Genomic DNA, 22,790 nt, shown 5'->3' on the forward strand with positions numbered 1-22,790 from the left:
CGCGCCTGCCCCGGCAGCGCATATGTTGCGGCTCCTTGGCCCACGGTTCATGGCCGCTGATGAGATCAGTTCACAAACCCAAGGAGAGACGCAATGAGAATCGGCATCCCCGCCGAGACGCTTGCTGGCGAATCCCGTGTCGCGGCTACGCCCGAGACGGTGAAAAAGCTGGTCGCGTCGGGACATCAGGTCGTTATCGGACGCGGTGCAGGAGACGCCGCCAGTGTTCCCGACACTGCCTTTGAAGCTGCCGGCGCCACGCTGGGCAGCGCCGCCGACGCGCTAGGCGCGGAACTCGTGCTCAAGGTACGGGCGCCCTCGCCGGATGAATTGGCGCAAATTCCACGCGGCAGCGTGGTCGTCGGCATGCTCAACCCGTTCGATGCCGAGAACAACGCCCGCATGGCGGCCGCCGGCGTCACGGCCTTCGCTTTGGAAGCCGCCCCGCGTACCACGCGGGCGCAAAGCATGGACGTGCTGTCCTCGCAGGCCAACATCGCCGGCTACAAGGCCGTGATGCTCGCCGCCAACCTTTACCAACGCTTCATGCCCATGCTCATGACCGCGGCCGGCACGGTCAAGGCTGCGCGTCTGGTCGTGCTGGGCGCTGGCGTGGCAGGCTTGCAGGCCATTGCCACGGCCAAGCGTCTGGGCGCGGTGATCGAGGCGTCGGACGTGCGCCCGGCCGTGCGCGAGCAGATCGAATCGCTTGGCGCCAAGTTCATCGACGTGCCCTTCGAGACCGACGAAGAACGCGAGATCGCCAAGGGCGTGGGCGGTTATGCGCGCCCGATGCCCGCTGCGTGGCTCGCGCGCCAGGCGCAACTGGTGCACACCCGTCTCACACAGGCGGACATCGTGATTTCCACCGCGCTGATCCCGGGCCGTGCCGCGCCCACGCTGATCGCCGAGGACACCGTCAAGGCGATGAAGCCCGGCTCGGTCATCATCGATCTGGCGGCCGGACGCGGCGCGAACGGCGGCGGCAACTGCCCGCTGTCGGTGGCCGACGAGGTCGTTAAAGTCCACGGCGTGACGATTGCGGGGTACACCAACCTCGCCGGCATGGTCGCGGCAGACGCCTCGGCGCTGTATGCACGCAACGTGCTCGACTTCCTGAAGCTGGTGATCGACAAGGAAGGCAAGCTCGTGATCGATACCAACGACGACATCGTTGCCGCGTGCCTGATGTGCCGCGACGGTGAAGTGCTGCGTGCGGCATAAGGGAGGGGGACGCAAATGGAAATGATCAATCACACGGTGATCAATCTGATCATCTTCGTGCTGGCGGTGTACGTCGGTTATCACGTGGTGTGGAACGTTACACCGGCATTGCATACGCCGCTCATGGCGGTGACGAATGCGATTTCGGCCATTGTGATCGTGGGCGCGATGCTTGCTGCCGGTCTGACCGAGGGCAGCCTCGGCAAGACAATGGGTGTGATCGCGGTGGCGCTCGCCGCCGTGAACGTGTTCGGGGGCTTCCTCGTCACCCAGCGCATGCTCGAGATGTTCAAGAAAAAAGACAAGCCGGCAAAGGCTGAAGGGGACAAGCAATGAGCATGAATCTCGTCACGCTGCTGTATCTGGTCGCGTCGATCTGTTTCATTCAGGCGCTCAAGGGGCTGTCGAATCCGAAAATGGCGCGGCGCGGCAACGCGTTCGGCATGATCGGGATGGCCATTGCAGCCCTCACCACGCTTGCGCTGATCTACGAACTGCGCCGTCTGATGGGGGGCGGCTACGCCGGGCTCGGTCTGATTCTGGCGGGCCTCGTGGTCGGTGGCGGCGTGGGTGCGTTCGTGGCCCGCAAGGTCGAGATGACGAAGATGCCGGAACTGGTGGCCGCCATGCACTCGCTGATCGGTCTGGCCGCCGTGTGTATCGCGGTCGCCGCCGTGGCGGAACCTGCTGCGTTCGGTATCGTGCCTGCCGGGGAAACGGTCCTGCCGCCGGGCAACCGCATCGAGTTGTTCATCGGTACGTTCGTTGGCGCGATCACGTTCTCGGGGTCTGTCATTGCGTTCGGCAAGCTCTCGGGCAAATACAAATTCCGCCTGTTCCAGGGCGCGCCGGTCCAGTTCACGGGGCAGCACACGATCAACCTGCTGCTCGCCATCGCGATGCTCGGCTTCGGCGTCATCTTCTTCCTGTCGCAAAGCTGGCTGCCGTTCATTCTGATGACGGCCATTGCCTTCGTACTCGGTGTGCTCATCATCATTCCGATCGGCGGCGCAGACATGCCGGTCGTCGTGTCGATGCTGAACTCGTACTCCGGCTGGGCCGCCGCAGGTATCGGCTTCTCGCTGAACAACCCGATGCTCATCATTGCGGGCTCGCTGGTCGGCTCGTCGGGCGCGATTCTGTCGTACATCATGTGTAAAGCCATGAATCGCTCGTTCTTCAACGTGATTCTCGGCGGTTTCGGCGCAACTCCCGGGGCCAGTGCGGCAGGCGGCGAACAGCAGCAACGTCCGGTCAAGTCCGGCTCGCCGGACGACGCAGCGTTCCTCATGAGCAACGCCGAGTCGCTCGTGATCGTGCCGGGTTACGGTCTGGCCGTGGCCCGTGCGCAGCATGCGCTCAAGGAACTGACCGACAAACTCTCGGAGAAGGGCGTGAATGTCCGTTACGCGATTCACCCGGTGGCGGGTCGTATGCCGGGTCACATGAACGTGTTGCTCGCCGAGGCGGAAGTGCCGTACGACCAGGTGCTGGAGATGGACGAGATCAACGGCGAATTCGGTCAGACGGACGTGGTGCTGGTACTCGGCGCGAACGACGTGGTGAACCCGGCTGCGAAGAACGATCCGCAATCGCCGATTGCCGGCATGCCGATTCTCGAGGCTTACAAGGCCAAGACGATCATCGTCAACAAGCGTTCGATGGCCGCAGGCTACGCCGGGCTGGATAACGAATTGTTCTATCTGGACAAGACGATGATGGTGTTCGGCGACGCGAAGAAGGTCGTCGAAGAGATGGTCAAGGCTGTCGACTAAGTCGTAAGCCGGCGCGCGGGCGCCACAGGCAAACGCGGGGCTGTTGAGCACGTCAGGGTGCAGCCCCGCGCTACAATGCGCGCTTCTCGTTGCCCGCTGGAATTGCGTCATGACGCTCGGTATCGTCGCTGCCCTGCATGAAGAAATCGCCGATCTGCTCGCCGAAATGGCCCCCGGGGCCCGGGTCGAGTCCATTGGCATGCGCGACTACCATGTGGGAAAACTGCACGGACACGATTGCGTCATCGTGCTGGCCCGCATCGGCAAAGTCGCAGCGGCGGCCACGACCACCGCATTGATTCACCGGTTCGACGTCGATGAAATCGTCTTCACCGGTCTGGCAGGCGGTCTTGCGCATGGACTGTCGGTCGGCGACGTGGTGATCGCAGACACGCTCGTGCAACACGACATGGACGCCAGCCCCCTCTTCCCCCGCTACGAAATCCCGCTGCTCGGCTGCGCCACCTTCGGCACCGCACCCGCCCTGCGCGACGCACTCGTACAAGCGGCGCGCGACTGGCTCACCGACGAGATGGCGGCACAGGTGTCGTCCACATGGCGCGACGAATGGCAAACGGGTACGCCGCGTGTGCACGTCGGCCAAATTGCGAGTGGCGACCGTTTCGTCTCCAGCGCGCAGGAAGTCGACCGTCTTCGCAATGCGCTGCCCGAGGCACTCGCCGTGGAGATGGAAGGCGCGGCCGTGGCACAGGTGTGTCATGAGTACGGCATCCCGTTCGCGGTCATGCGCACACTCTCCGATGCCGCCGACGATGCCGCCCACGTCGACTTCGCGCGCTTCCTGCGTGAAGTGGCCAGCCGCTACTCGCACGGCATTCTCCACCGCTTCCTGACGGCAAAAGCGGCGTAAGCAGGCGAGCGCACCCTCCGCGGTGCATCAAGGCATCCACGCCGGACCACGGTGTGTGCGCATCACTCGCCCCGTTTCGACAATTCCGCCGTGCGATCTCGACATCGCGCAACGGCTTCCTTCCCGACAATGGCCCCTCTGCCCTTGTCTGAAGGAAAAATTGTCGATGAACGTTGGAACCTGTCACGTCGGGCCAAGCGCGGCGTCTCCGCTGAATACGGCGGCACTCGAGCCGACCTATCGATCGCTCAATTGGAGCGACGTGGTTCAGATCCGCGCGCTCAATCCCAAATGCAATCCGACGAAAGCTGCGGTCGCCCTCGCCGCCACGCATCCTGACAGCGTGTTCGGACGCGAAATCGAGCGCTACATCGGCAAAACACCGATCGGCGATCCGGCGCGCGGCGCACAACAGCGGCAGGCACTGCGTCAGCTTGCGGTGTTGGAGAACCATGAGGTAACGGTGGACTTGCTACGTAACACCGGCCTGCCAGACGGCATTGCGCTCGACCTCCTGCAACGACTGCTCGCGCGCCCAATGGAATGGACGATCTTCGAGCGGCTCGTGTTGACGCCGAATCTCAACGCATGGGCACGCTCCGTGCTGGAGCGAAACGAGGCCGTGCATGTGGCCGACGACGTTCTCACGTTACGCATCTTGCAGGCCTTCGGACACGACGTCGCCGTGCCGTGGTCGTTCGATGTCACCAACAAATGGGTGTACTTCTACAGCGCGTCGACGAGCGACATGGGCAGCCTCAAAGGGCTGCTCGATATGGCGATCACGGATCGGCCTGACGATGACTGCGTGCGCGACGCCTGCCGCAGCGCCTATCAGGCATTGGCTCACACGCACTACCGCACGCACGAGCAAATCTGGCCCCACTGGGAAGTGAGAAACGGCCTCTGGGAGATCTATCCGGACCCGCGAGGCGCGAGGTTCCTCGACGATATCGTGTCCCACCACCCTGTGACTTGCGAGACCGAGCGTTGGCTCAGGAACGTCACGCCGGTCGGTTGCCTCGACCTTCCCGGTCGACCCGCGCGCACCGGCCCCGACTACGACAGCGATCTCTCTGACCCCGACAACCTGACAGGCAATCCGGCACAAGCGGCCATGACACCGAGCGAGTTGCGCGAGCGCCGTGCGGCATCGGCTTCGCGGCAACAGGCGGCACGGGGCGCACCGGCGCCGCCATCGGACGCGCCATCGCAGGGAACCGGCACGACATCTCCCGACGAAGGTCGATAGCCGCTCCCGAAAGGGCAGCGTGCAGAAAGCAAAAGACCGGCAATCGCCGGTCTTTTGCATCCCATCGGGTATGACTCGCTTACGCTTGCGGTGCGCTGCCTTCGCCCTTGCCTTCGCTCTCGCCGCGCTTGCGCACCGAACCGGCAATGAGGTCGAATCGGAACAAGCGGCATTCGAGCGCGCCGTTGTATAGCGGCGTGCGGCGCGATTCGCGCAGGCGCATCTGCCCCGGCAAGCTCATGTCGGCCGTCAGCAGGTACGCGCTCCAGCCAGTGAAGCGTTGCTTGAGCGCGTCGCCAAAGGCACGGAAGAACTCGGCGTCCACCCCGTCCGGCTGATTACGCTGGAACCCGCCGCGGTTGCCTTGCACGTCGGGCGAATAACGCTCGTCGTCATCGCGCCCGTCACGGCCATCGCGGCCATCACGCGGAGCACGGCGGCCTCGCACCTCGATACGCTCCCCGTACGGCGGGTTCGCGATGATGATCCCCGGCCGGTCCACCGGCGGCGACATGTCCCGTGCATCGACCTGCTTGAGGCCGATGTCGCCCACGCCCGCGCGCTCCAGATTGGCGCGCGCCTTGACCAGCATGTCGCCCGAAATATCGCTGCCGAAGATGGTCGACGGTACACCGCGCACACGCGCGTCGCGTTGCGCTTCTGCCGCCGGCACCTTCAGCGCTTGCCATGCCGTAATGTCGTAGCCCTTGAGCTTTTCGAAACCGAAACGGCGTCCGGCCCCCGCAGGCACACCCAGTGCGATCTGGGCAGCTTCCGCGAGGAAGGTGCCACTGCCGCACATCGGGTCGTACAGCACCATGTCGGCCGCCGTATCGGTGCGCCAGCCTGCCAGACGCAGAATGCCTGCGGCCAGATTCTCGCGTAGCGGCGCCGCCCCTTTGTCCAGACGCCACCCGCGCTTGAACAGCGCTTCGCCGGAAGTGTCGAGATACAGCGTGGCGTCGGTCGCCGTCAGGAAGGCGAACACGCGAACGTCGGGTTCCGTCGTATCGATGTTCGGCCGTGCGCCGGTCTTCTCGCGCAAGCGATCGCACACGGCGTCCTTGATACGCAGCGTGACGAACTCGAGGCTGCGCACCGGCGCCTTGATACCGGTGACATCCACACGCAAGGTCTGTTGGTAGCCGAACCACTCCTCCCAGCGTTGACGCAAGGCGAAGTCGTAGATGTCCTGCTCGGTGCGGTACGCCTGCTGGGCCACGCGCAGCAGCACACGGCTCGCGATGCGCGAATACAGGTTGGCGGCCATGCCGGCCGCCCACGGACCGGCGAAATGCACGCCACCCGGCACCTGTTTGCCGACCGATACCGGCGCCAGACGCCCCAGCTCTGCCAGTTCGGCGGCAAGCGCCTCTTCCAGTCCGCGAGGACAGGGCGCGAAGAATTCGAAGGAAGCCATTTCGATGCGTACGACCGGCACGCGAAGTGCCGGCGGAGGGAATAAACCGCTATTGTACGCGCGCCGGCCCGGCCGACGTCAGCGGTGCGCCGCCAGGGCAGGCGGCGAGCTTGTGCAGCAGCGTCTCGACGATAGCATCGGGCGACTCGCGAATGTCGATCACCAGCGCGTCGTGCGGTTCTTCTAGCGTATCGAACTGGCTTTGCAGCAGCGCCGGGTCGAAGAAATGCCCCGAGCGCGACGCCAGGCGCTCGCCGATCACCTCGGGGGCGCCTTTCAGGTAGACAAACACCACGTCGCCGTCGTGCTCGCCCAGCACGTCGCGATAACGCGAGCGCAACGCCGAACAGGCGAACACGTGATGACGCCCCGCCAACCGGCGCGCAACGATCGCTTCACGAATCGCGGCAAGCCACGGTGCGCGGTCGTTATCGTTGAGCGCCTCGCCGCGACGCATCTTTTCGATGTTCGCGGCACTGTGAAACGAATCCGCGTCGGAAAACCCGCAGCCCAGACGGTCGGCAAGTTGCTGCCCGACCGTGCTCTTGCCGCTGCCCGATACGCCCATTACCACGACGATCATGGCTCGCCTCCTTATCACTTACCAACCTGCCGGCTTGCGCCGGCGTATTGCCGGCGTTGCACTTCGCACATCGCGACCTCAGACCACTGCCGCAAGGCCGAGCGTGAGCAGCAACGCCACTACCGAAATAATCGTCTCGCAAACCGTCCAGGTCTTGAAGGTCTGCGGCACGGTCATGTTGAAGTACTCCTTGACCAGCCAGAAGCCGCCGTCGTTCACATGCGACAGGATCAGCGACCCCGCGCCGGTGGCCAGCACCATCAGCTCGGGTTTGACCGTGGCGCCCGCCGCCGCCGCAATCGGGGCGACGATACCGCAGGCCGTGGTCATCGCCACCGTGGCCGAGCCCGTCGCGATACGGATCAGCACCGCCACCAGCCAACCCAGCAACAGCGGCGAGAGGTTGGCGTGCGTGGCCACGTCGACGATCGCCTTCGACACGCCGCTGTCCATCAGAATACGCCCGAACCCGCCGCCCGCGCCCACCACCAGAGTGATCGTGGCGATCGGCGCCAGGCACTCGTTGGTGAACTTCAGAATCTGCTCGCGGTTGAAGCCGCGCTGCTTGCCAAAGGTGAAAAAGCTCACAAGCGTGGCAATGAGCAGCGCCATCACCGAGTTGCCGATGAGGCGCAGGAAATCGTTGGCGAACGTCTTGGGCGCGAAGAACAGGTCGGCCCAGCTACCGATAAGCATCAGAATCACCGGCAGCAGAATCGTGAACAGCGTGATGCCGAAGCCCGGCAGCTCGTTCAGGGCGCGGTCTTTTTCGACAAACTGCGCGAGCAAGGGATTGTCCGGGTTCGGCACCACGTAACGCGACATCAGCTTCGCGAAGAGCGGGCCGGCAATCGCGGCTGTCGGAATGCCCACGATCAGCGCGTACATGATGGTGTGGCCGATATCTGCGTTGTAGGCCGTTACGGCCAGCAGAGCGGCCGGGTGCGGTGGAATCAGGCCGTGCACGACCGACAGCCCCGCGACCATCGGAATACCCACGAGCACCATCGACGTACCGGTACGCTTGGCAACGTTAAAGGCAATCGGAATCAGCAGCACGAAGCCGACTTCGAAGAACACCGGCAGACCGACGATGAACGCGATCACGACCATCGCCCAGTGCACGTTCTTCTCGCCGAAGAAGCCGATGAGCGTGCGCGCAATACGCTCCGCGCCTCCGGACTCGGCCATCATCTTGCCGAGCATCGTGCCAAGCCCCACCACCAGCGCAATATGCCCCAGCGTGTTGCCCACGCCCGTCTCGAAAGCCTTGACGATACCGCCCATGGGCATGCCCACCGCCAGCCCGAGCACGAGCGAGACGACGATCAGCGTGATGAACGGATTCAGTTTGAAACGCGCGATCAGCACGATCAACGCGATTACCGCGACAAGCGCGTACACCAGCAGCAAGTTGCCTTGCACCGCGACCATGGGGGTCTCCTCGTTTGGCTAGATGGGCGGATGCCCGATAGGCTTGCGCCCGATTATTGAAATCCTGTTATGGGTAATGCCGGCGTTACCTTGCCGTCCTGCCACCTCGCACTCAACCGCGCGGCAATGCCGTTGCGGCGCGTGCCAGTCGCGTGATGCCCTCCCAGTCGGCGGCGTCGACGAGTGCCTTGGGGGTCAACCACGAGCCGCCCACGCACACCACGTTCGGTTGTGCGAGGTACAACGGTGCCGACTCCGCGCTGATGCCGCCCGTCGGACAGAAACGCACCTGACGGAACGGGCCATACAGGGCCTTGAGCATGGGTACGCCCCCCGAGGGCTCGGCCGGGAAGAACTTCACGGTCTCGTAGCCATCGGCGAGCGCGGCCAGAATGTCGGACGGCGTGACAACGCCCGGCAGCAGCGGCAGACCGGCCGCCTTCGCCGCCGCGCCCAGCGCGGGCGTGTAACCCGGCGAGACACCGAAACGCGCGCCGGCAGCCACGGCCTGCGCCATTTCCTCCGGACGCGTGAGCGTGCCCACGCCAACGATCAGTTCGTCGGACAGTCCTGCCACATGGCGAATGACGTCCATTGCCGCCGGCGTGCGAAGCGTGATTTCGAGTACCCGCACGCCGCCCGCGAGCAGTGCGCGCGAGACTTGCTCGCCCTGCTCGACGCTGTCGAACTGGAGCACCGGAACCACGGGGCCGGCACGAACGATGTCATTGATGTCCATTACTTTTTCCTTGAATGCCGTGACGCGAACTGCACGTCACTCAGTACCGAAGAACACGGAAGCGCCGGTTTCCGCCGCGCCGACTGCCGCACGCATGTGACCGAAGAGCACACGCCCGGTGTCGTCGCCCGAGACCGGCACCTGCGCGATCTCGCGCGCTGCCCATGCCTGCGGCGCCACCTCGGCGTGCAACATGCCGGCGTTTGCGTCGAGCACGATCAGGTCGCCGTCGCGCACTCGGGCGATCGGGCCGCCACCGGCCGCTTCGGGCGACACATGAATCACGGCGGGCACCTTGCCCGATGCGCCAGACATGCGGCCGTCGGTTACCAGTGCCACGGCAAACCCTTCGTCCTGCAAGACACCGAGCAGCGGTGTGAGGCGATGCAGCTCGGGCATACCATTCGCGCGCGGCCCCTGACCACGCAGCACCACGACCACGTCGCGATGCAGCTCGCCGGCATCGAACGCGGCCTGAACCGCTTCCTGCGAAGTAAATACGCGTGCCGTTGCAGCCACGCGCCGATGTTCCGGCTTGACCGCCGACACCTTGATGACGCCACGCCCCAGATTGCCGTGCATGAGCCGCAACCCGCCATCGGGGGCAAACGGCTCGGCATGGCCGCGCAAGACGTCACGATCACCACTGTAGGCGCTGCCGGTGCGCCACGCCAGCCCTTCGGGCGAGAGCCACGGCTCCTCGCGGTAACGCGCGAGACCCGGGCCGGCCACCGTCTTCACATCGCCGTGCAACAGACCCGCGTCGAGCAATTCCCCAATCAGGAAGCCCATGCCGCCCGCCGCGTGAAAGTGATTCACGTCGGCCTTGCCGTTCGGGTACACACGCGCCATGAGCGGCACGATGGCGGACAACGCGTCGAAGTCGTCCCAGTCGATGACGATGCCGGCCGCACGGGCCATTGCCACGAGGTGCAGCGTGTGATTGGTGGAGCCGCCCGTGGCCAGCAGGCCGACGATGCCGTTCACAACAGCGCGCTCGTCGACCACATGGCCGATCGGGGTGTAGTCGGGGGTGTCCGCGCCAATCGCCAGCACGCGTGCGAGGGCGGCGTCGGTCAATGCGTCGCGCAACGGCAGTTGCGGGTGCACGAACGCCGCGCCCGGCAGGTGCAGCCCCATGATTTCCATCAGGAGCTGGTTGCTGTTGGCCGTGCCGTAGAAGGTGCAGGTGCCGGCGCTGTGATAGGCCTGCGATTCCGATTCGAGCAGCGCGTCTCGGCCGACCTTGCCGGTTGCGTACAACTGCCGGATCTTGGCCTTTTCGTCGTTCGACAGACCGCTCGCCATCGGGCCGGCCGGCACGAAAATCGTCGGCAGATGGCCGAACTGCAACGCGCCGATCACGAGGCCCGGCACGATCTTGTCGCACACGCCGAGCATCAGCGCGGCGTCGAACATGTTGTGCGAGAGCGCCACTGCCGTACTCATCGCGATGATCTCGCGCGAGAACAACGACAGTTCCATGCCCGCATTGCCTTGGGTCACGCCGTCGCACATGGCCGGCACACCGCCGGCGACCTGCGCCGTCGCACCCAGCCGCCGCGCCGCTTCGCGCAGACGCGCCGGGTACTGCTCATAGGGCTGGTGCGCCGAGAGCATGTCGTTGTAGGCCGTGACAATGCCTACGTTCGGACGACGCTGCTCGCGCAGAATGAGCTTGTCGTTGACCGGCATGGCGGCGAAGCCATGTGCCAGATTGGCGCAAGACAACGCGCCACGTTGCGGGAAGCGGCCGGCGCTCGCGTCGATGCGGGCCAAATAGGCCGATCGCGTGTCGCGGCTGCGCGCGGCAATGCGCGCTGTGACTGCCATTACGGTCGGGTGCAGGGGCTTCGTTTGCTCTGACGTCATGCCGGGGAACTGGATTGCGACGCACCCAGGGCAGGTGCGATTGGGAGCGGAGTTTAGTAGAAATTCTACATCCCATCAATCAAAAGCCATCGGCATCCGGGGTTTTACTTATTCTTTTCCATGAGTTACGCGAGATATTGTCGTATTGAGAAATGAATATCCATAATGTGAAATCTGGATTTTTTGTAGTTTTTGTACATTCCCACCATTGGCAACGTCCTCGGCACCCCCCGTTTAAGCGCGCCCACAGCCCAGCCGCTACGCTGCGGCGCTTCGGCTTGCGGGTGCTATAGTGGGCGCCTGACCCACCCCGACCCCGCGCAAGCTCGTTTCACCGGGCATGCGAGATCACGGCGAGTGGGAGATAAAGGAATAGGGGAACGGCGCGTGGCGATGTTCGCTACGCGCCTCTGCTTTTGTGGGTGTCTGCCTGCCATGCTCAACCGAATCGAAGCCACACTGACCCAATTGCGCCCGTCCGAGCGCAAGCTCGCGGCCTATGTGCTGGAGGCGCCGCGCGAAGTCGTCGATCTGTCGATGAACGAACTCGCCGAGCGCGCCAACGTCAGTCAACCCACCATCGCGCGGTTCTGTCAGGCAGTCGGATGCAGCGGCTACCGCGAATTCAAGATCCGCCTTGCGCAAGGCATTGCGCAAGGGGTTCCTTTCGTGCACCGCGATGTGCGGCCCGACGAGCCGGTCCCCGGCATCGCCAGCAAGGTACTCGACCGCACCATCGGCAGCCTGATGCAGGTTCGCAACAACCTGTCGCCGGACAGCATCGGGCATGCCATCGACCTGCTCGCAGGCGCTCGGCGCATTGAGTTCTACGGTGCGGGGGCGTCGGGGATTGCAGCACTCGACATGCAGCACAAGTTCTTCCGGCTCGGTGTGCCAGCCGTGGCGTACAACGATCCCCACGTCTACGGCATGTCGGCCGCATTGCTGCAGGAGGGCGATGTGGTGGTGGCCCTCTCCAACACCGGGCGCACACAGGATCTGCTCGAAGCCGCGCAACTGGCGCGCTCGGCAGGCGCAAGCGTGATTGCGATCACGCACAGCAACTCGCCGCTGTCGCGCCTCGCCAGCGTGGCGCTCTTTGCCGACGTCGACGAAGACACCGACGTCTACTCGCCGCTGACCTCGCGCATTGCACATCTGGCCATTGGCGACGTGCTCGCCGTGGGCATGGCGCTACGCCTGGGCGATCGCCTGCCCGCCCAACTCGCACGCGCGAAGGAAGTCATCAATCGTCGCAGAACAACTGACGAAGGACGATAGAGATAGCGGCGGGAATCAGCATTGCTGCGGCATACTTCGCCGCCGCAATGCGCCGTCAGCCCTGCTGCGCCTGCGGATTCACCGCGTTTTGCAACGGCTTGCCGGTCAGCGCGGCGATCAGGTTGTCCGCCGCACACGAGGCCATCGCGTGACGCGTCTCGTGCGTGGCCGAACCAATGTGCGGCAAGGCCACCACATTCTTCATCTTCAGTAACGGCGAATCGACCGGCACCGGTTCGCGCTCGAACACGTCGAGACCGGCCCCACGAAGATGACCCGACGCCAACGCCTCGATCAGCGCCGCTTCGTCGATCACCATGCCGCGCGCCGCGTTGATGAAGATCGCGCCGCGTTTCATCTGCGCAAATTCGTTCGCCCCGATCAACCGTTCGGTGGCGGGCGACAGCGGCACGAGTGTCACCACGAAATCGGCTTGCGCCAGAAGTTCGGGCAACGAACGGTATTCGGCACCGTATGCCTGCTCTGCCGCCTCATTACGCGAGCGGTTGCTGTACAGCACTTTCATGCCGAAACCCAACGCCGCACGGCGCGCGACGGCCCCGCCGATACGGCCCATGCCGACGATCCCCAGCGTTTTGCCTTGCACGTCGGTACCGAAGTATTCCTCACCGAGGCTCGACTTCCAGCCGCCCGCCTTCACCAGTTCGGCGAGTTCGACCACGCGCCGGGCGCTCGCCAGAATCAACGAAAAAACGGTATCCGCCGTGGTCTCCGTCAGCACGTCCGGCGTATTCATCAGCACCACGCCGCGACGCGTGAGATCGGGCACATCGAATTGATCGTAGCCCACCGAGATCGTGGCCCATGCCTTGAGCTTCGGCGCTGCGTCGAGCAACGCGGGCGTCACGTTCACACCGACCCCGATGGCGCCATCGGCACGACTGAGCGCCGCCGCAAAATCCGCCCGGTTGCCGTCGTTCACGCCATTGAATTCCGTGAGCGTGAAATGCTCGGCCAACCGTGCCCGCACGTCTGGCGGCACGCCCTTGTACAACACCACTTCCGGACGACTCATCCTGCGCACTCCTGGGGGTTGCCGCTGCCAGCCCCCGCGGGCAGCGGTCTAAGTGATCGAAATAATCGGGGCAATCGGAACGACAGGTTTGCCGGCTCAGCGCTTTGCGCCGTGCGCTTCGGCAAAAGCCCGTTCGAGAAAGTCGAGACGATCCTGGCCCCAGTAGGGCTGGCCCTCGAAGACGTACCAGGGCGCGCCGAACGCGCCCGCATTCGCGGCGTCGTCAGTATTGGCGTCGTAGGCCGCCTGCACGCTCGCGCCGTTCGAGGCCGCGAGCAGCGACTTGCCGTCGAGCGAAAGACCGTCGGCAATCGCCTGCAACGTAGCGTCGTCGGCGATGTTGCGCTCCTCGACCCAGAGCGCTTTAGAGATCGCCGCCAACAAATCGAGCGCCTTGTCCGTGCCGTGTGCGAGTTGCGTGGCAACGATCAATCGCGCTGCCGGATCGCCCGCCACCGGAAAGAACTTCGGTTGCAGGTTGAGCGGTATGCCGAGGTACTTCGACCACCGCGCCAGTTCGACCAGACGATACGCCTGACGCTGCGGTGTGCGCTTGGCCAGCGGCAGTCCGCCCGAGCCCGCAAAGATTCGCCCCAGATCCATGGGCTTCAACTGAATCTGCACGTCGTAGCGACGCGCCAACTCGACAAAGCGCGCGTGCCCCATGTACACAAAGGGCGACGGCGGCGCCACATAATAATCGCAGGTCAGACTCACGGCAGACTCCTCTCGGCTATCGACGGTTAGCGCTTATGCATGGCGCTTGTATTGCGTAACAAGGGTGGCGACGGTAACACGGGTGACCACGTGCGGAACGACGCGACGCACGGCGCGCGTCAGAACGGCTTGACGACCACGAGAATCACTGCACCCAGCAGTCCGAGCACCGGGAATTCGTTGAAATAACGATACCAGCGATGCGAATGCGTGTTGCGCCCCGTCTCGAACTTGCGCAGCAGGCGGCCGCACGCATGGTGATAGCCCAGCAGCAACACCACGATCAGCAGCTTGGCGTGCAACCAGCCACTGTGACGTCCGAACCCGTAATACAGCCAGAGGATCAATCCGAAAGCGAGCGCGGGCACGGCGAGAATCGTCATGAAGCGATACAGCTTGCGCGCCATGAGCAGCAAACGTTGCGTGGCGGCGGCGTCGCTCTCCATCGCGAGGTTCACGAAGATGCGCGGCAGATAGAACAGACCGGCGAACCACGAGGCGACGAAAACGATGTGAAGCGCTTTGATCCAGAGCATCGGAGACTGCGGCCCGCACGCGAGCCGTCGGTTATTTTGACCAGCAAGCAATGTACAACAATCCGCCCTGTCGCGATGCACAACACCGCGGCCCTTCGGGCACGGAGCCTGCGGCATATCGACGCGACCGGGCTGGCGCGCTCACGGCGCATTGCGACGCGGCGCCCGACCGCCCAACACCCGCACGTCTCGGCCCACGAAACGCGACTTCGGCGACGCGCCTGCCCGGCTGTGCCAGAATACGGGCCATATTGGCTTCCTTGCCCGCATCGGTCCGTTCGCCGATCATTATTGGCCCCCGCATGAGAATTCTTGGCATCGACCCCGGGCTGCGCGTCACCGGCTTTGGCGTGCTCGAAAAGCACGGCAGCCGTTTGCAGTATGTGACCAGCGGCGTTATCCGCACCGGCGAAGGCACGCTGCCCGCGCGGCTGCGCATCATCTTCGAGAGCGTGGCGGAACTGGTCGACACCTATCGCCCCGATCAGGCCGCCATCGAAAAGGTATTCGTCAACGTCAACCCGCAATCCACGCTGCTGCTGGGACAAGCGCGCGGCGCGGCAATTACCGCGCTGTCGGTCGGCGGGCTCGAAGTCTTCGAATACACCCCGATGCAGCTCAAGCAAGCGGTCGTGGGCTACGGACGCGCCCGCAAGGAACAGGTGCAGGAGATGGTCACGCGCCTGCTCACACTCACGGGGACACCGGGCAAAGATGCGTCCGATGCGTTGGGCGTGGCCATCTGCCACGCGCACAGCGGCGAAACCTACGCGGCGCTGGCCGACGTCTCTCCCACCCTTGCGGCCAAGGGTCTGCGCGTGCGGCGCGGACGCCTGATCGGCTGAACGCCGCGGTCGCCGGGCATCGCGTGAAATCCCGTCGCCCAGCCCCGGCAAGCGACGTCCGAAGCGCTACAATGCAGCCATGATCGAAACCGACAAACTCGCCGCCGAGCGCATCATCGCGCCCACCCCGGTCTCGCCCAACGAAGAAGCCTTCGAGCGCGCGCTGCGCCCCAAGCTGCTCGACGAATACGTCGGACAGCGCAAGGTACGCGAGCAGTTGGAGATTTTCATCGAGGCGGCCCGCAAGCGCTCGGAACCGCTCGACCATGTGCTGCTGTTCGGCCCGCCAGGTCTGGGCAAGACGACGCTCGCCCACATCATCGCCCGTGAAATGGGCGTGCATCTGCGCCAGACGTCGGGCCCCGTGCTCGAACGTCCGGGCGACCTGGCCGCGCTGCTGACCAATCTCGAAGCCAACGACGTGCTGTTCATCGACGAAATCCATCGGCTCTCGCCGGTCGTCGAGGAAATTCTGTATCCCGCGCTCGAGGACTATCAGATCGACATCATGATCGGCGAAGGTCCGGCAGCGCGCAGCGTCAAGCTCGATCTGCAACCGTTCACGCTGGTCGGCGCCACCACGCGCGCCGGCATGCTGACGAATCCGTTGCGAGACCGCTTCGGGATCGTGGCGCGTCTGGAGTTCTATTCGGCTGAGGAACTGGCGGGTATCGTGCGCCGTTCGGCCGGCCTGCTCGGCGCAGTCATTGCCGACGACGGCGCCTTCGAGATCGCACGCCGCGCGCGCGGCACGCCGCGTATCGCCAACCGCTTGCTGCGGCGCGTGCGCGATTTCGCCGAAGTAAAGGCCGACGGGCGCATTACTGCCGCCGTGGCCGACGCCGCGTTGCTGATGCTCGACGTCGACCCCGTTGGCTTCGACGTGATGGACCGCAAACTCCTCGAAGCGGTGCTGCACAAGTTCGACGGCGGCCCTGTGGGGGTAGACAATCTCGCCGCCGCCATCGGCGAAGAGCGCGACACCATCGAAGACGTGATCGAGCCATTCCTGATCCAGCAAGGCTTCCTGCAACGCACGCCGCGCGGGCGCGTTGCAACGCTCGCCGCATTCCGTCACTTCGGCCTGACCGCCCCTGGCCACGCGCCCGAGAGCGGCTCGCTCTGGTCGCCGGACGTTACCGGCAAGTGATGGCCGCTGTTACGTCACACTGACCGACGCGTATGTCCTCGCACGACGATCTTCCGACGCCACCTCCGGCAACGCCTCTGCGGCCCGCCGGACCGGTGACAGGTGTGTCGGGACATGTGAGGCATGCCATCGCCATGCGGCTGGTGAGCCTGACCTCAGGCCCCGGCGCGCCGCGTCTGAACTACGATACCCCGGCCGGCGATCCCGGCCTGTTCGGCCCCGATGCCGCTTGCTGGCATGTCCACGGCGACTTCACTTCGATGATGATCGGCGGCATCAGCGCGTTATTACTGCAATCGCTGCATCCGCTCGCGATGGCCGGTGTCTGGGATCATTCGACCTTCCGGCAGGACGTGATCGGCCGCTTGCGCCGCACGGCAACGTTCATTGGCGGCACAACGTTCGGCAACACCGCCGATGCCGAAGCGCTGCTCGAACGTGTGCGACGAATCCATTTGCAGGTCAAGGGCACTGCGCCCGATGGCCGTCCCTATGCGGCTTACGACCCCGACCTGCTGACGTGGGTTCATGTGGCCGAGACGTCGAGCTTTCTGCGCAGCTATCTCGTCTACAAGAATCCGGCGTTCGCGCGCACTGAGCAGGACCGCTACTACGCGGAAGTCTCCCGTATCGCCGTGGCCCTGGGCGCACGCGATGTGCCGATGAGTGTGTCGCAGATCGACGAGTATCTTGCTGCAATGCGCCCCGCGTTATGTGCGAGCGAGCGCACCGAGGAAGTCGTGCGCGTGTTGCGCAATCTGCCTGCCCCGTTTGCGGGTGCGCGCATGTTCAGTGGATTGTTGTTCCGGGCGGGAATCGATCTGTTGCCGGACTGGTCGCAGGCGATGCTCGGTTTCGACGCGCAGTCGATGATGCGCCGCCTCACGTTACGTCCTGCCGTGCGTCACATGGCGCAGGTCGCGCGCTGGTCCATGCGCAACAGTGTGGCCCACCGGGCGCGGCGTCGCGCGCTGGCAAGCCCCGATGTCACTGTCGTGCAACCATCGCTGGAGCGCTGAAGAAAAGACGCCAGCGGATTGGCGCACCGTTGTCACGTCGTCACTACGCCGCCACGCGCAGCAGCGCGGCGCACAAGCCAACGCCTATACCACGCGGGGATCGACGCGATCCGTGGCCGAGGCGGAAACACCCCCGAGCTTATCGTTGCTTTCATCACGCACCGCGTCGTCCAGATGCGTGACATCTCCCCAGCTCAGCACATGCCAACGCGCACCGTCATAAGCCAGACGGTTCACGCTCGCATTGAGCAGCGGATAGGCGCGCGGTTCGGAGAGTGCCAGTCCCGTCGCCAACCGATAGCAGCAGTCGAGCACCCCACCGTGCGCCACGAGCGCCAGATGCTGGCCCGCGTGGTCGCGCAGCAGTTGTGCCACGAAATCCGTAATGCGGGTATAGAAGCCCCGCATCGACTCGCCACCGGGAATCACGAAATCCGGATCGCGGCTCTGCCACCGCGAATAGTCCTGCGCAAATGCCACCTGAATCTCGTCGGGCACAAGGGTCTCGAAAATCCCGTAGTGCCGCTCCCGCAGGCTCGCCGTGCGCACGAGCGGCAAGCCGCAGGCGTGCGCAACAGGCGCGGCCGTCTGCACCGCACGCTGCAAATCGCTCGTGAGCACTTGATCGAATACCCGGCCATGCGCCGCGACCTCGCGCGCGATGCGCTCCCCCAGCAAGACCGCCTGACGCTCGCCCTCGGTCGAGAGTGCAATGTCCGTGTGTCCCTGAATCCGTTTGACGCGGTTCCAGTCGGTCTCGCCGTGGCGAATCAAAGTGAGGGTGGTGGTCGTACCGGTCATCGATGCGAGTGCGTCTTGCGCGAGTCCAGAGGAAATGAGTAGCCGGCGGGCGCCGTCAGGCAGCCTTCGGATTGAGCGTATAAGTGCCGGTCACGCTGGCACTGCCCAGCACATGCGGCTTGATCGCAGCGAGCACGTCGTCGCCACCGAAGCGGCCCTCGAGCGGTACGCGGGCGATGTCGAGCGCGTACACGGTGAAGTGGTAGTGATGCACGATCGTGTCGTTCCACGGCGGGCACGGGCCATCGTAGCCGTAGTAATCGCCCTTCATGGCGTCGTCGCCCGCAAACCATGCGGTGTAGTCGTTCACACCGTGGCGCATGCCGTCGAGCGCGTCGGGGCCGAACTTGCCGCGCGGCGTGACGTGATTGCTGTGGCTTGCTGCCGGGATCTCCGACACCGATGCCGGCACATCGACGAGCACCCAGTGGTAGAAGTCGACACGCGGCAGGTCTGCCGGCACTTCACGGCCTTCCTTGTTGACATCGTCACCCTGGCTCGGCACGTCGCTGTCGGTACAGATCACGACAAACGAACGCGTACCGGCAGGCACGTCCGACCAGGCCAGATGGGGATTCTTGTTCTGCGACAGCGCGACATGCGACTGCGCATCCGGTTTGCCAAAGGCGAACTGTGCATCCATCGCCGAATTTGCGGCAAACGAGTCACTCCAGACTTTCATCACATTCTCCCAAGCATTGTTTCGGAACCCGACGACGGTATCACACCGATGCGAATCGCGTGCACTAGGCCACGCACATCAGGACGATTCCGAGCGATTTTCGGGATAAGACGGAAAGACATGCGGCGCGAACAGCGCCGCCCGGCGCCATGCCGCCAAAGCGTGTCAGAGCGCGTCGGGACGCGTCTGAAGCCAGAACGTGACCGGCCCGTCGTTCACGAGCGAGACACGCATGTGCGCGCCGAACTCGCCCGTTTCCACGATGGGATGGCGCGCGCGCGCCTGCGTCACGAAATGATCGAAGAGCCGCTTGCCGTCGGCCGGACTCGCTGCCGGCGTGAAACTCGGACGCGTGCCGCTGTTGGTGTCGGCCGCCAGCGTGAACTGCGAGACGAGCAGCAGGCCGCCCGCCGCCCCGTTACCGTCGAGGCTCGACACGCTGCGGTTCATCTTGCCCGCCTCGTCCGAGAACACGCGATAGCCGAGTAGCTTGGCGAGCAACCTGTCGGCGCTCGCCTCGGTGTCGCCACGCTCCGCGCACACCAGTGCGAGCAGGCCGGGACCAATGGCGCCGACGGTACGGCCATCGACCGTCACCGCGGCTTCGAGCACACGTTGGATGAGCGCGATCATCGCGAGAAACGCGTCAGCGAGGGCACTGGGCCAACGACGCTCAGGCGAGCGTCACGCGGGCAAAGCGGCGCTTGCCCACTTGCACGACGTAGGTACCGGCATCAATCTTCGCGCCCTTGTCGGACACAGCCTCGCCGTCGATGCGCACACCGCCCTGTTCGATGTTGCGGTTGGCCTCCGATGTCGACGGCACCAGCCCCGCCTGTTTGAGCAGTTGCGCAATGCCCAGCGGCGCGCCGTCGAGGGAGACTTCCGGAATATCGTCCGGCACGCCGCCCCTGGCACGCGCGTTGAAGTCCTCGAGCGCACGCTCGGCATCGGCCTGCGAGTGGAAACGCGCCACGATCTCCTGCGCGAGCAGCACCTTCACGTCGCGCGGATTGCGCCCCCCTTCCACGTCCTTGCGCAGTTGGGCGATCGCTTCGAGCGAGCGGAACGAGAGCAACTCGTAATAGCGCCACATCAGATCGTCGGAGATGCTCATGAGCTTGCCGAACATTTCGCTCGGCTTCTCGCTGATGCCCACATAGTTGCCCTTGGACTTCGACATCTTCTCGACACCGTCCAGCCCTTCGAGCAACGGCATCGTCAGAATGCACTGCGGCTCCTGACCGTACTGCTTTTGCAACTCGCGGCCCACCAGCAGGTTGAACTTCTGGTCCGTACCGCCCAGTTCCAGATCCGACTCCAGCGCCACCGAGTCGTACCCCTGCATGAGCGGGTAGAGGAATTCGTGGATGGCGATGGGCACGCCGCCCTGGAAACGCTTCGTGAAGTCCTCACGCTCGAGCATGCGCGCCATGGTGTAGCGCGACGCGAGCTTGATCATGCCGTCGGCGCCCAGCTTCATCGACCATTCGCTGTTGTAGCGAATTTCCGTCTTGCTGCGGTCGAGCACGAGAGCGGCCTGCTCGAAATAGGTCCTGGCGTTCGACTCGATCTGCTCGCGCGTGAGCGGCGGGCGCGTACTGTTGCGGCCCGACGGGTCTCCGATCAGCGACGTGAAATCGCCGATCAGGAAAATGACCGTATGCCCCAGATCCTGCAACTGGCGCATTTTGTTGAGCACCACGGTATGACCGATATGGATGTCCGGGGCCGTCGGGTCGAGACCCAGCTTGATGCGCAGCGGCTTGCCGGTCGCTTCGCTGCGCGCCAGCTTTTGCAGGAACTCCTCTTCCACGAGAAGCTCGTCGCAACCGCGCTTGGCGATCGCCAGAGCGGCCCGCGCAGCATCGGTCACGGGGTACTTCTTTTCCGAGGTGAGTGCGTGTTCACTTGTCATAACATCGTTGTCCAGACTCGCTCAGGGTTTCCCTTAAACAGTCAGTAAAGGCGGAGGCAGCGGCGCGTCTGCTATAATCGCCGCTCAATTCTCGGCTCGGGCCGAAGCGACGCCGGGTTGCCCCGGAATTCCGGCAGGCATCTCGAAGCATGTCGCTCCGCCCGGGCTTTTTTCGTAAGTTGCGCAGAATTTTACGTGATGTGGCCCAAACTCCGTGATTTTTTTGCGCGTGAACTGCTGACCCTGATCGATCCCACGCAGCCGAAGCACCGCCGCAGAAAGGTGCAAATCGTGGCAACGGTCGGTTCGGCCCTGACGTTGGGAATGGTGACCGCTTTCGGCGTGGCACCTATGGTGCCCGAAGCGGCGCGCAACGGTGCGAGCGTGACCTTGCCGCTCACCTTCCCGGATCTGGCCAAACAAATTCAGCAGCTCGACGCGCAGTCCCAGACCTTCATCCACCAGGTGGCGATGCGACGTGGCGAAACCCTTGGCGACATGCTCTCGCGGCTGTCGATCCAGGACCCCGCCGCCGAGCGCTTCATTCGCGAGAACGCCATCGCCCGGCGTCTGATCGGTGTGCCCGCAGGGCAAGTCGTGCAGGCGGAAACGGACGACGACGGCAAGCTGGTCTCACTCTCCACGGTTCTCTCCACCGGCAACGCCGCAGCCCAGCAACTGGTGATCGAGCGCAATGACGCCGGCCGCCTGAGCGCGCGCATGGATCAGCTCGCCAACGACACCGAATGGGCCATGCGCTCCGGTGCCATTGCAGGCAACTTCTTCACCGCGATGGACGATGCCGGCGTGCCCGACGCGGTCGTCGCGCAAATGGTGAACATTTTCTCCGGCGTCATCAACTTCCAGCGCGACGTGCGCCGCGGCGACCGATTTCGCATGGTCTATGAAGTGGTCAAGCAGCAGGATCGTACGGTTCGCACCGGACGCGTGCTGGCCATCGAGTTCATCAATCAGGGCAAGACACATCAGGCGATCTGGTACGCCGATCCGCAGGGCGCTCCGGAAGGCGCGTACTACGGTTTCGACGGTCGCAACCTGAAACAGGCATTCCTGCGCACGCCGGTCGAGTTTTCGCGAATTTCGTCGGCATTTGGCGGCCGCGAGCATCCGTTCCAGCACAAGTGGAAGAAGCACGAAGGCGTGGATCTGGCAGCCCCGGTCGGCACGCGGGTGTTCGCAGCGGGCGACGGTGTCGTCAAGTTCGTCGGCAAGCAGAACGGTTACGGCAATCTCGTCGAGATCGATCACGCCGGTAACTATCAGACACGTTACGCCCACCTGTCGGGCTTCGGTCAGGGCATGAAGCCGGGCACGCGTGTCACGCAGGGTCAGGTCATCGGCTTCGTCGGTCAGACGGGCTGGGCGACAGGCCCGCACCTGCACTACGAACTGCGCTACAAGGGCGTTCCGCGCGACCCGTTCTCAACCGATGTGGCGGCCGTCGCCCCCCTCACAGGCGCCCGCCTGAAGGTGTTCGACATGTACGCCGAGAACCTGCTCAAGCGCATCGACCTGATGCGCACCGTGCAAGTCGCCGAGCGCGATTAAGGTATGCTGGAAACCGCGCTGCGCGGCGCGATATGTGATGCACATGTCTGCCCTGCCAGCGCGGAT

General features: G+C 64.4%; 22 protein-coding genes. 10 read left to right on the forward strand and 12 right to left on the reverse strand.

Translation table 11 applies throughout. The annotated features are described in order from the left end of the window. The first annotated feature begins 93 nt into the window (after positions 1 to 93). From AT395_RS20795 to AT395_RS20815, 5 genes are all read left to right on the forward strand, one after another. Positions 94 to 1,224, forward strand: a complete 1,131-nt coding sequence (locus AT395_RS20795) for a Re/Si-specific NAD(P)(+) transhydrogenase subunit alpha (protein WP_042114659.1) — start codon at positions 94 to 96, stop codon at positions 1,222 to 1,224. 15 nt (positions 1,225 to 1,239) lie between these two features. Then, positions 1,240 to 1,560: an NAD(P) transhydrogenase subunit alpha part 2 gene (locus AT395_RS20800; protein WP_042114658.1), complete on the forward strand. Its 321-nt coding sequence runs from the start codon at positions 1,240 to 1,242 to the stop codon at positions 1,558 to 1,560. Continuing rightward, a complete protein-coding gene (locus AT395_RS20805) occupies positions 1,557 to 2,999 on the forward strand; it encodes an NAD(P)(+) transhydrogenase (Re/Si-specific) subunit beta (RefSeq protein ID WP_042114655.1) in 1,443 nt (480 codons plus the stop codon). The genes AT395_RS20800 and AT395_RS20805 overlap by 4 nt, the downstream gene beginning before the upstream one ends. A 109-nt stretch (positions 3,000 to 3,108) precedes the next feature. Beyond that, entirely contained in the window at positions 3,109 to 3,870 is a 762-nt protein-coding gene (locus tag AT395_RS20810) for a 5'-methylthioadenosine/adenosylhomocysteine nucleosidase (protein WP_048628732.1), read from the forward strand. A gap of 166 nt (positions 3,871 to 4,036) precedes the next feature. Further along, positions 4,037 to 5,122, forward strand: a complete 1,086-nt coding sequence (locus AT395_RS20815) for a hypothetical protein (RefSeq protein ID WP_048628731.1) — start codon at positions 4,037 to 4,039, stop codon at positions 5,120 to 5,122. A 79-nt stretch (positions 5,123 to 5,201) separates the two neighbouring features. Here the strand turns inward: AT395_RS20815 and AT395_RS20820 are convergent, their stop codons facing one another. The 5 genes from AT395_RS20820 to edd all read right to left on the reverse strand — a co-directional run bounded on the left by AT395_RS20820 (position 5,202) and on the right by edd (position 11,170). Then, positions 5,202 to 6,542, reverse strand: a complete 1,341-nt coding sequence (locus AT395_RS20820; protein WP_048628797.1) for a THUMP domain-containing class I SAM-dependent RNA methyltransferase — start codon at positions 6,540 to 6,542, stop codon at positions 5,202 to 5,204. Between the two features lie 49 nt (positions 6,543 to 6,591). Further along, positions 6,592 to 7,125: a gluconokinase gene (locus AT395_RS20825; RefSeq protein WP_042114649.1), complete on the reverse strand. Its 534-nt coding sequence runs from the start codon at positions 7,123 to 7,125 to the stop codon at positions 6,592 to 6,594. Between the two features lie 78 nt (positions 7,126 to 7,203). Further along, positions 7,204 to 8,559, reverse strand: coding sequence for a GntP family permease (locus AT395_RS20830; RefSeq protein ID WP_042114648.1), 1,356 nt, complete (start codon positions 8,557 to 8,559; stop codon positions 7,204 to 7,206). A 112-nt stretch (positions 8,560 to 8,671) separates the two neighbouring features. Continuing rightward, on the reverse strand, positions 8,672 to 9,298 hold the full coding sequence (eda, locus tag AT395_RS20835) for a bifunctional 4-hydroxy-2-oxoglutarate aldolase/2-dehydro-3-deoxy-phosphogluconate aldolase (RefSeq protein ID WP_048628730.1): 627 nt from the start codon (positions 9,296 to 9,298) through the stop codon (positions 8,672 to 8,674). Between the two features lie 36 nt (positions 9,299 to 9,334). Further along, complete coding sequence (gene edd / locus AT395_RS20840; RefSeq protein ID WP_048628729.1) at positions 9,335 to 11,170, reverse strand: phosphogluconate dehydratase; 1,836 nt, start codon at positions 11,168 to 11,170, stop codon at positions 9,335 to 9,337. Positions 11,171 to 11,605: 435 nt separating this feature from the next. Between edd and AT395_RS20845 the strand changes: the two genes are divergently transcribed. Further along, the gene (locus AT395_RS20845) at positions 11,606 to 12,451 is read left to right on the forward strand and encodes an SIS domain-containing protein (RefSeq protein ID WP_042114644.1); all 846 of its coding nucleotides are present in this window, start codon (positions 11,606 to 11,608) and stop codon (positions 12,449 to 12,451) included. Between the two features lie 55 nt (positions 12,452 to 12,506). Here the strand turns inward: AT395_RS20845 and AT395_RS20850 are convergent, their stop codons facing one another. The 3 genes from AT395_RS20850 to AT395_RS20860 form a co-directional block, all read right to left on the reverse strand. After that, positions 12,507 to 13,487: an NAD(P)-dependent oxidoreductase gene (locus tag AT395_RS20850; protein WP_048628728.1), complete on the reverse strand. Its 981-nt coding sequence runs from the start codon at positions 13,485 to 13,487 to the stop codon at positions 12,507 to 12,509. A gap of 96 nt (positions 13,488 to 13,583) precedes the next feature. After that, the gene (locus AT395_RS20855) at positions 13,584 to 14,204 is read right to left on the reverse strand and encodes a 2-hydroxychromene-2-carboxylate isomerase (protein ID WP_042114641.1); all 621 of its coding nucleotides are present in this window, start codon (positions 14,202 to 14,204) and stop codon (positions 13,584 to 13,586) included. A gap of 119 nt (positions 14,205 to 14,323) precedes the next feature. Next, complete coding sequence (locus AT395_RS20860) at positions 14,324 to 14,740, reverse strand: CopD family protein (RefSeq protein WP_048628727.1); 417 nt, start codon at positions 14,738 to 14,740, stop codon at positions 14,324 to 14,326. 302 nt (positions 14,741 to 15,042) lie between these two features. Here AT395_RS20860 and ruvC point away from each other — a divergent pair, with 302 nt between their 5' ends. From ruvC to AT395_RS20875, 3 genes are all read left to right on the forward strand, one after another. Then, positions 15,043 to 15,585, forward strand: a complete 543-nt coding sequence (gene ruvC, locus AT395_RS20865) for a crossover junction endodeoxyribonuclease RuvC (RefSeq protein ID WP_048628726.1) — start codon at positions 15,043 to 15,045, stop codon at positions 15,583 to 15,585. A gap of 79 nt (positions 15,586 to 15,664) precedes the next feature. Continuing rightward, positions 15,665 to 16,735, forward strand: coding sequence for a Holliday junction branch migration DNA helicase RuvB (gene ruvB, locus AT395_RS20870; RefSeq protein WP_042114638.1), 1,071 nt, complete (start codon positions 15,665 to 15,667; stop codon positions 16,733 to 16,735). A 32-nt stretch (positions 16,736 to 16,767) separates the two neighbouring features. Then, positions 16,768 to 17,754, forward strand: coding sequence for an oxygenase MpaB family protein (locus tag AT395_RS20875; protein ID WP_072632889.1), 987 nt, complete (start codon positions 16,768 to 16,770; stop codon positions 17,752 to 17,754). Positions 17,755 to 17,838: 84 nt separating this feature from the next. Here AT395_RS20875 and AT395_RS20880 read toward each other — a convergent pair whose 3' ends face one another. From AT395_RS20880 to tyrS, 4 genes are all read right to left on the reverse strand, one after another. Beyond that, complete coding sequence (locus AT395_RS20880) at positions 17,839 to 18,555, reverse strand: histidine phosphatase family protein (RefSeq protein WP_048628725.1); 717 nt, start codon at positions 18,553 to 18,555, stop codon at positions 17,839 to 17,841. Between the two features lie 55 nt (positions 18,556 to 18,610). Next, a complete protein-coding gene (locus AT395_RS20885) occupies positions 18,611 to 19,237 on the reverse strand; it encodes a YbhB/YbcL family Raf kinase inhibitor-like protein (RefSeq protein WP_042114635.1) in 627 nt (208 codons plus the stop codon). A 165-nt stretch (positions 19,238 to 19,402) separates the two neighbouring features. Beyond that, a complete protein-coding gene (dtd, locus tag AT395_RS20890) occupies positions 19,403 to 19,870 on the reverse strand; it encodes a D-aminoacyl-tRNA deacylase (protein WP_042114634.1) in 468 nt (155 codons plus the stop codon). 40 nt (positions 19,871 to 19,910) lie between these two features. Then, positions 19,911 to 21,155, reverse strand: a complete 1,245-nt coding sequence (gene tyrS / locus AT395_RS20895) for a tyrosine--tRNA ligase (RefSeq protein WP_042114633.1) — start codon at positions 21,153 to 21,155, stop codon at positions 19,911 to 19,913. A 198-nt stretch (positions 21,156 to 21,353) separates the two neighbouring features. On the opposite strand from tyrS, the gene AT395_RS20900 reads away from it, so the two are divergent. Beyond that, positions 21,354 to 22,724, forward strand: coding sequence for a M23 family metallopeptidase (locus AT395_RS20900; RefSeq protein WP_042114632.1), 1,371 nt, complete (start codon positions 21,354 to 21,356; stop codon positions 22,722 to 22,724). Positions 22,725 to 22,790 lie beyond the last annotated feature (66 nt).

The organism is Pandoraea apista (assembly GCF_001465595.2).
Classification (GTDB): domain Bacteria; phylum Pseudomonadota; class Gammaproteobacteria; order Burkholderiales; family Burkholderiaceae; genus Pandoraea; species Pandoraea apista.

Bases quoted from the DNA above. Each gene is read 5' to 3' on its own strand.
- AT395_RS20795 (WP_042114659.1), top strand. From the start codon at position 94: ATGAGAATCGGCATCCCCGCCGAGACGCTTGCTGGCGAATCCCGTGTC.
- AT395_RS20800 (WP_042114658.1), top strand. From the start codon at position 1,240: ATGGAAATGATCAATCACACGGTGATCAATCTGATCATCTTCGTGCTG.
- AT395_RS20805 (WP_042114655.1), top strand. From the start codon at position 1,557: ATGAGCATGAATCTCGTCACGCTGCTGTATCTGGTCGCGTCGATCTGT.
- AT395_RS20810 (WP_048628732.1), top strand. From the start codon at position 3,109: ATGACGCTCGGTATCGTCGCTGCCCTGCATGAAGAAATCGCCGATCTG.
- AT395_RS20815 (WP_048628731.1), top strand. From the start codon at position 4,037: ATGAACGTTGGAACCTGTCACGTCGGGCCAAGCGCGGCGTCTCCGCTG.
- AT395_RS20820 (WP_048628797.1), bottom strand. From the start codon at position 6,542: ATGGCTTCCTTCGAATTCTTCGCGCCCTGTCCTCGCGGACTGGAAGAG.
- AT395_RS20825 (WP_042114649.1), bottom strand. From the start codon at position 7,125: ATGATCGTCGTGGTAATGGGCGTATCGGGCAGCGGCAAGAGCACGGTC.
- AT395_RS20830 (WP_042114648.1), bottom strand. From the start codon at position 8,559: ATGGTCGCGGTGCAAGGCAACTTGCTGCTGGTGTACGCGCTTGTCGCG.
- eda (WP_048628730.1), bottom strand. From the start codon at position 9,298: ATGGACATCAATGACATCGTTCGTGCCGGCCCCGTGGTTCCGGTGCTC.
- edd (WP_048628729.1), bottom strand. From the start codon at position 11,170: ATGACGTCAGAGCAAACGAAGCCCCTGCACCCGACCGTAATGGCAGTC.
- AT395_RS20845 (WP_042114644.1), top strand. From the start codon at position 11,606: ATGCTCAACCGAATCGAAGCCACACTGACCCAATTGCGCCCGTCCGAG.
- AT395_RS20850 (WP_048628728.1), bottom strand. From the start codon at position 13,487: ATGAGTCGTCCGGAAGTGGTGTTGTACAAGGGCGTGCCGCCAGACGTG.
- AT395_RS20860 (WP_048628727.1), bottom strand. From the start codon at position 14,740: ATGCTCTGGATCAAAGCGCTTCACATCGTTTTCGTCGCCTCGTGGTTC.
- ruvC (WP_048628726.1), top strand. From the start codon at position 15,043: ATGAGAATTCTTGGCATCGACCCCGGGCTGCGCGTCACCGGCTTTGGC.
- ruvB (WP_042114638.1), top strand. From the start codon at position 15,665: ATGATCGAAACCGACAAACTCGCCGCCGAGCGCATCATCGCGCCCACC.
- AT395_RS20875 (WP_072632889.1), top strand. From the start codon at position 16,768: ATGTCCTCGCACGACGATCTTCCGACGCCACCTCCGGCAACGCCTCTG.
- AT395_RS20880 (WP_048628725.1), bottom strand. From the start codon at position 18,555: ATGACCGGTACGACCACCACCCTCACTTTGATTCGCCACGGCGAGACC.
- AT395_RS20885 (WP_042114635.1), bottom strand. From the start codon at position 19,237: ATGAAAGTCTGGAGTGACTCGTTTGCCGCAAATTCGGCGATGGATGCA.
- dtd (WP_042114634.1), bottom strand. From the start codon at position 19,870: ATGATCGCGCTCATCCAACGTGTGCTCGAAGCCGCGGTGACGGTCGAT.
- tyrS (WP_042114633.1), bottom strand. From the start codon at position 21,155: ATGACAAGTGAACACGCACTCACCTCGGAAAAGAAGTACCCCGTGACC.
- AT395_RS20900 (WP_042114632.1), top strand. From the start codon at position 21,354: ATGTGGCCCAAACTCCGTGATTTTTTTGCGCGTGAACTGCTGACCCTG.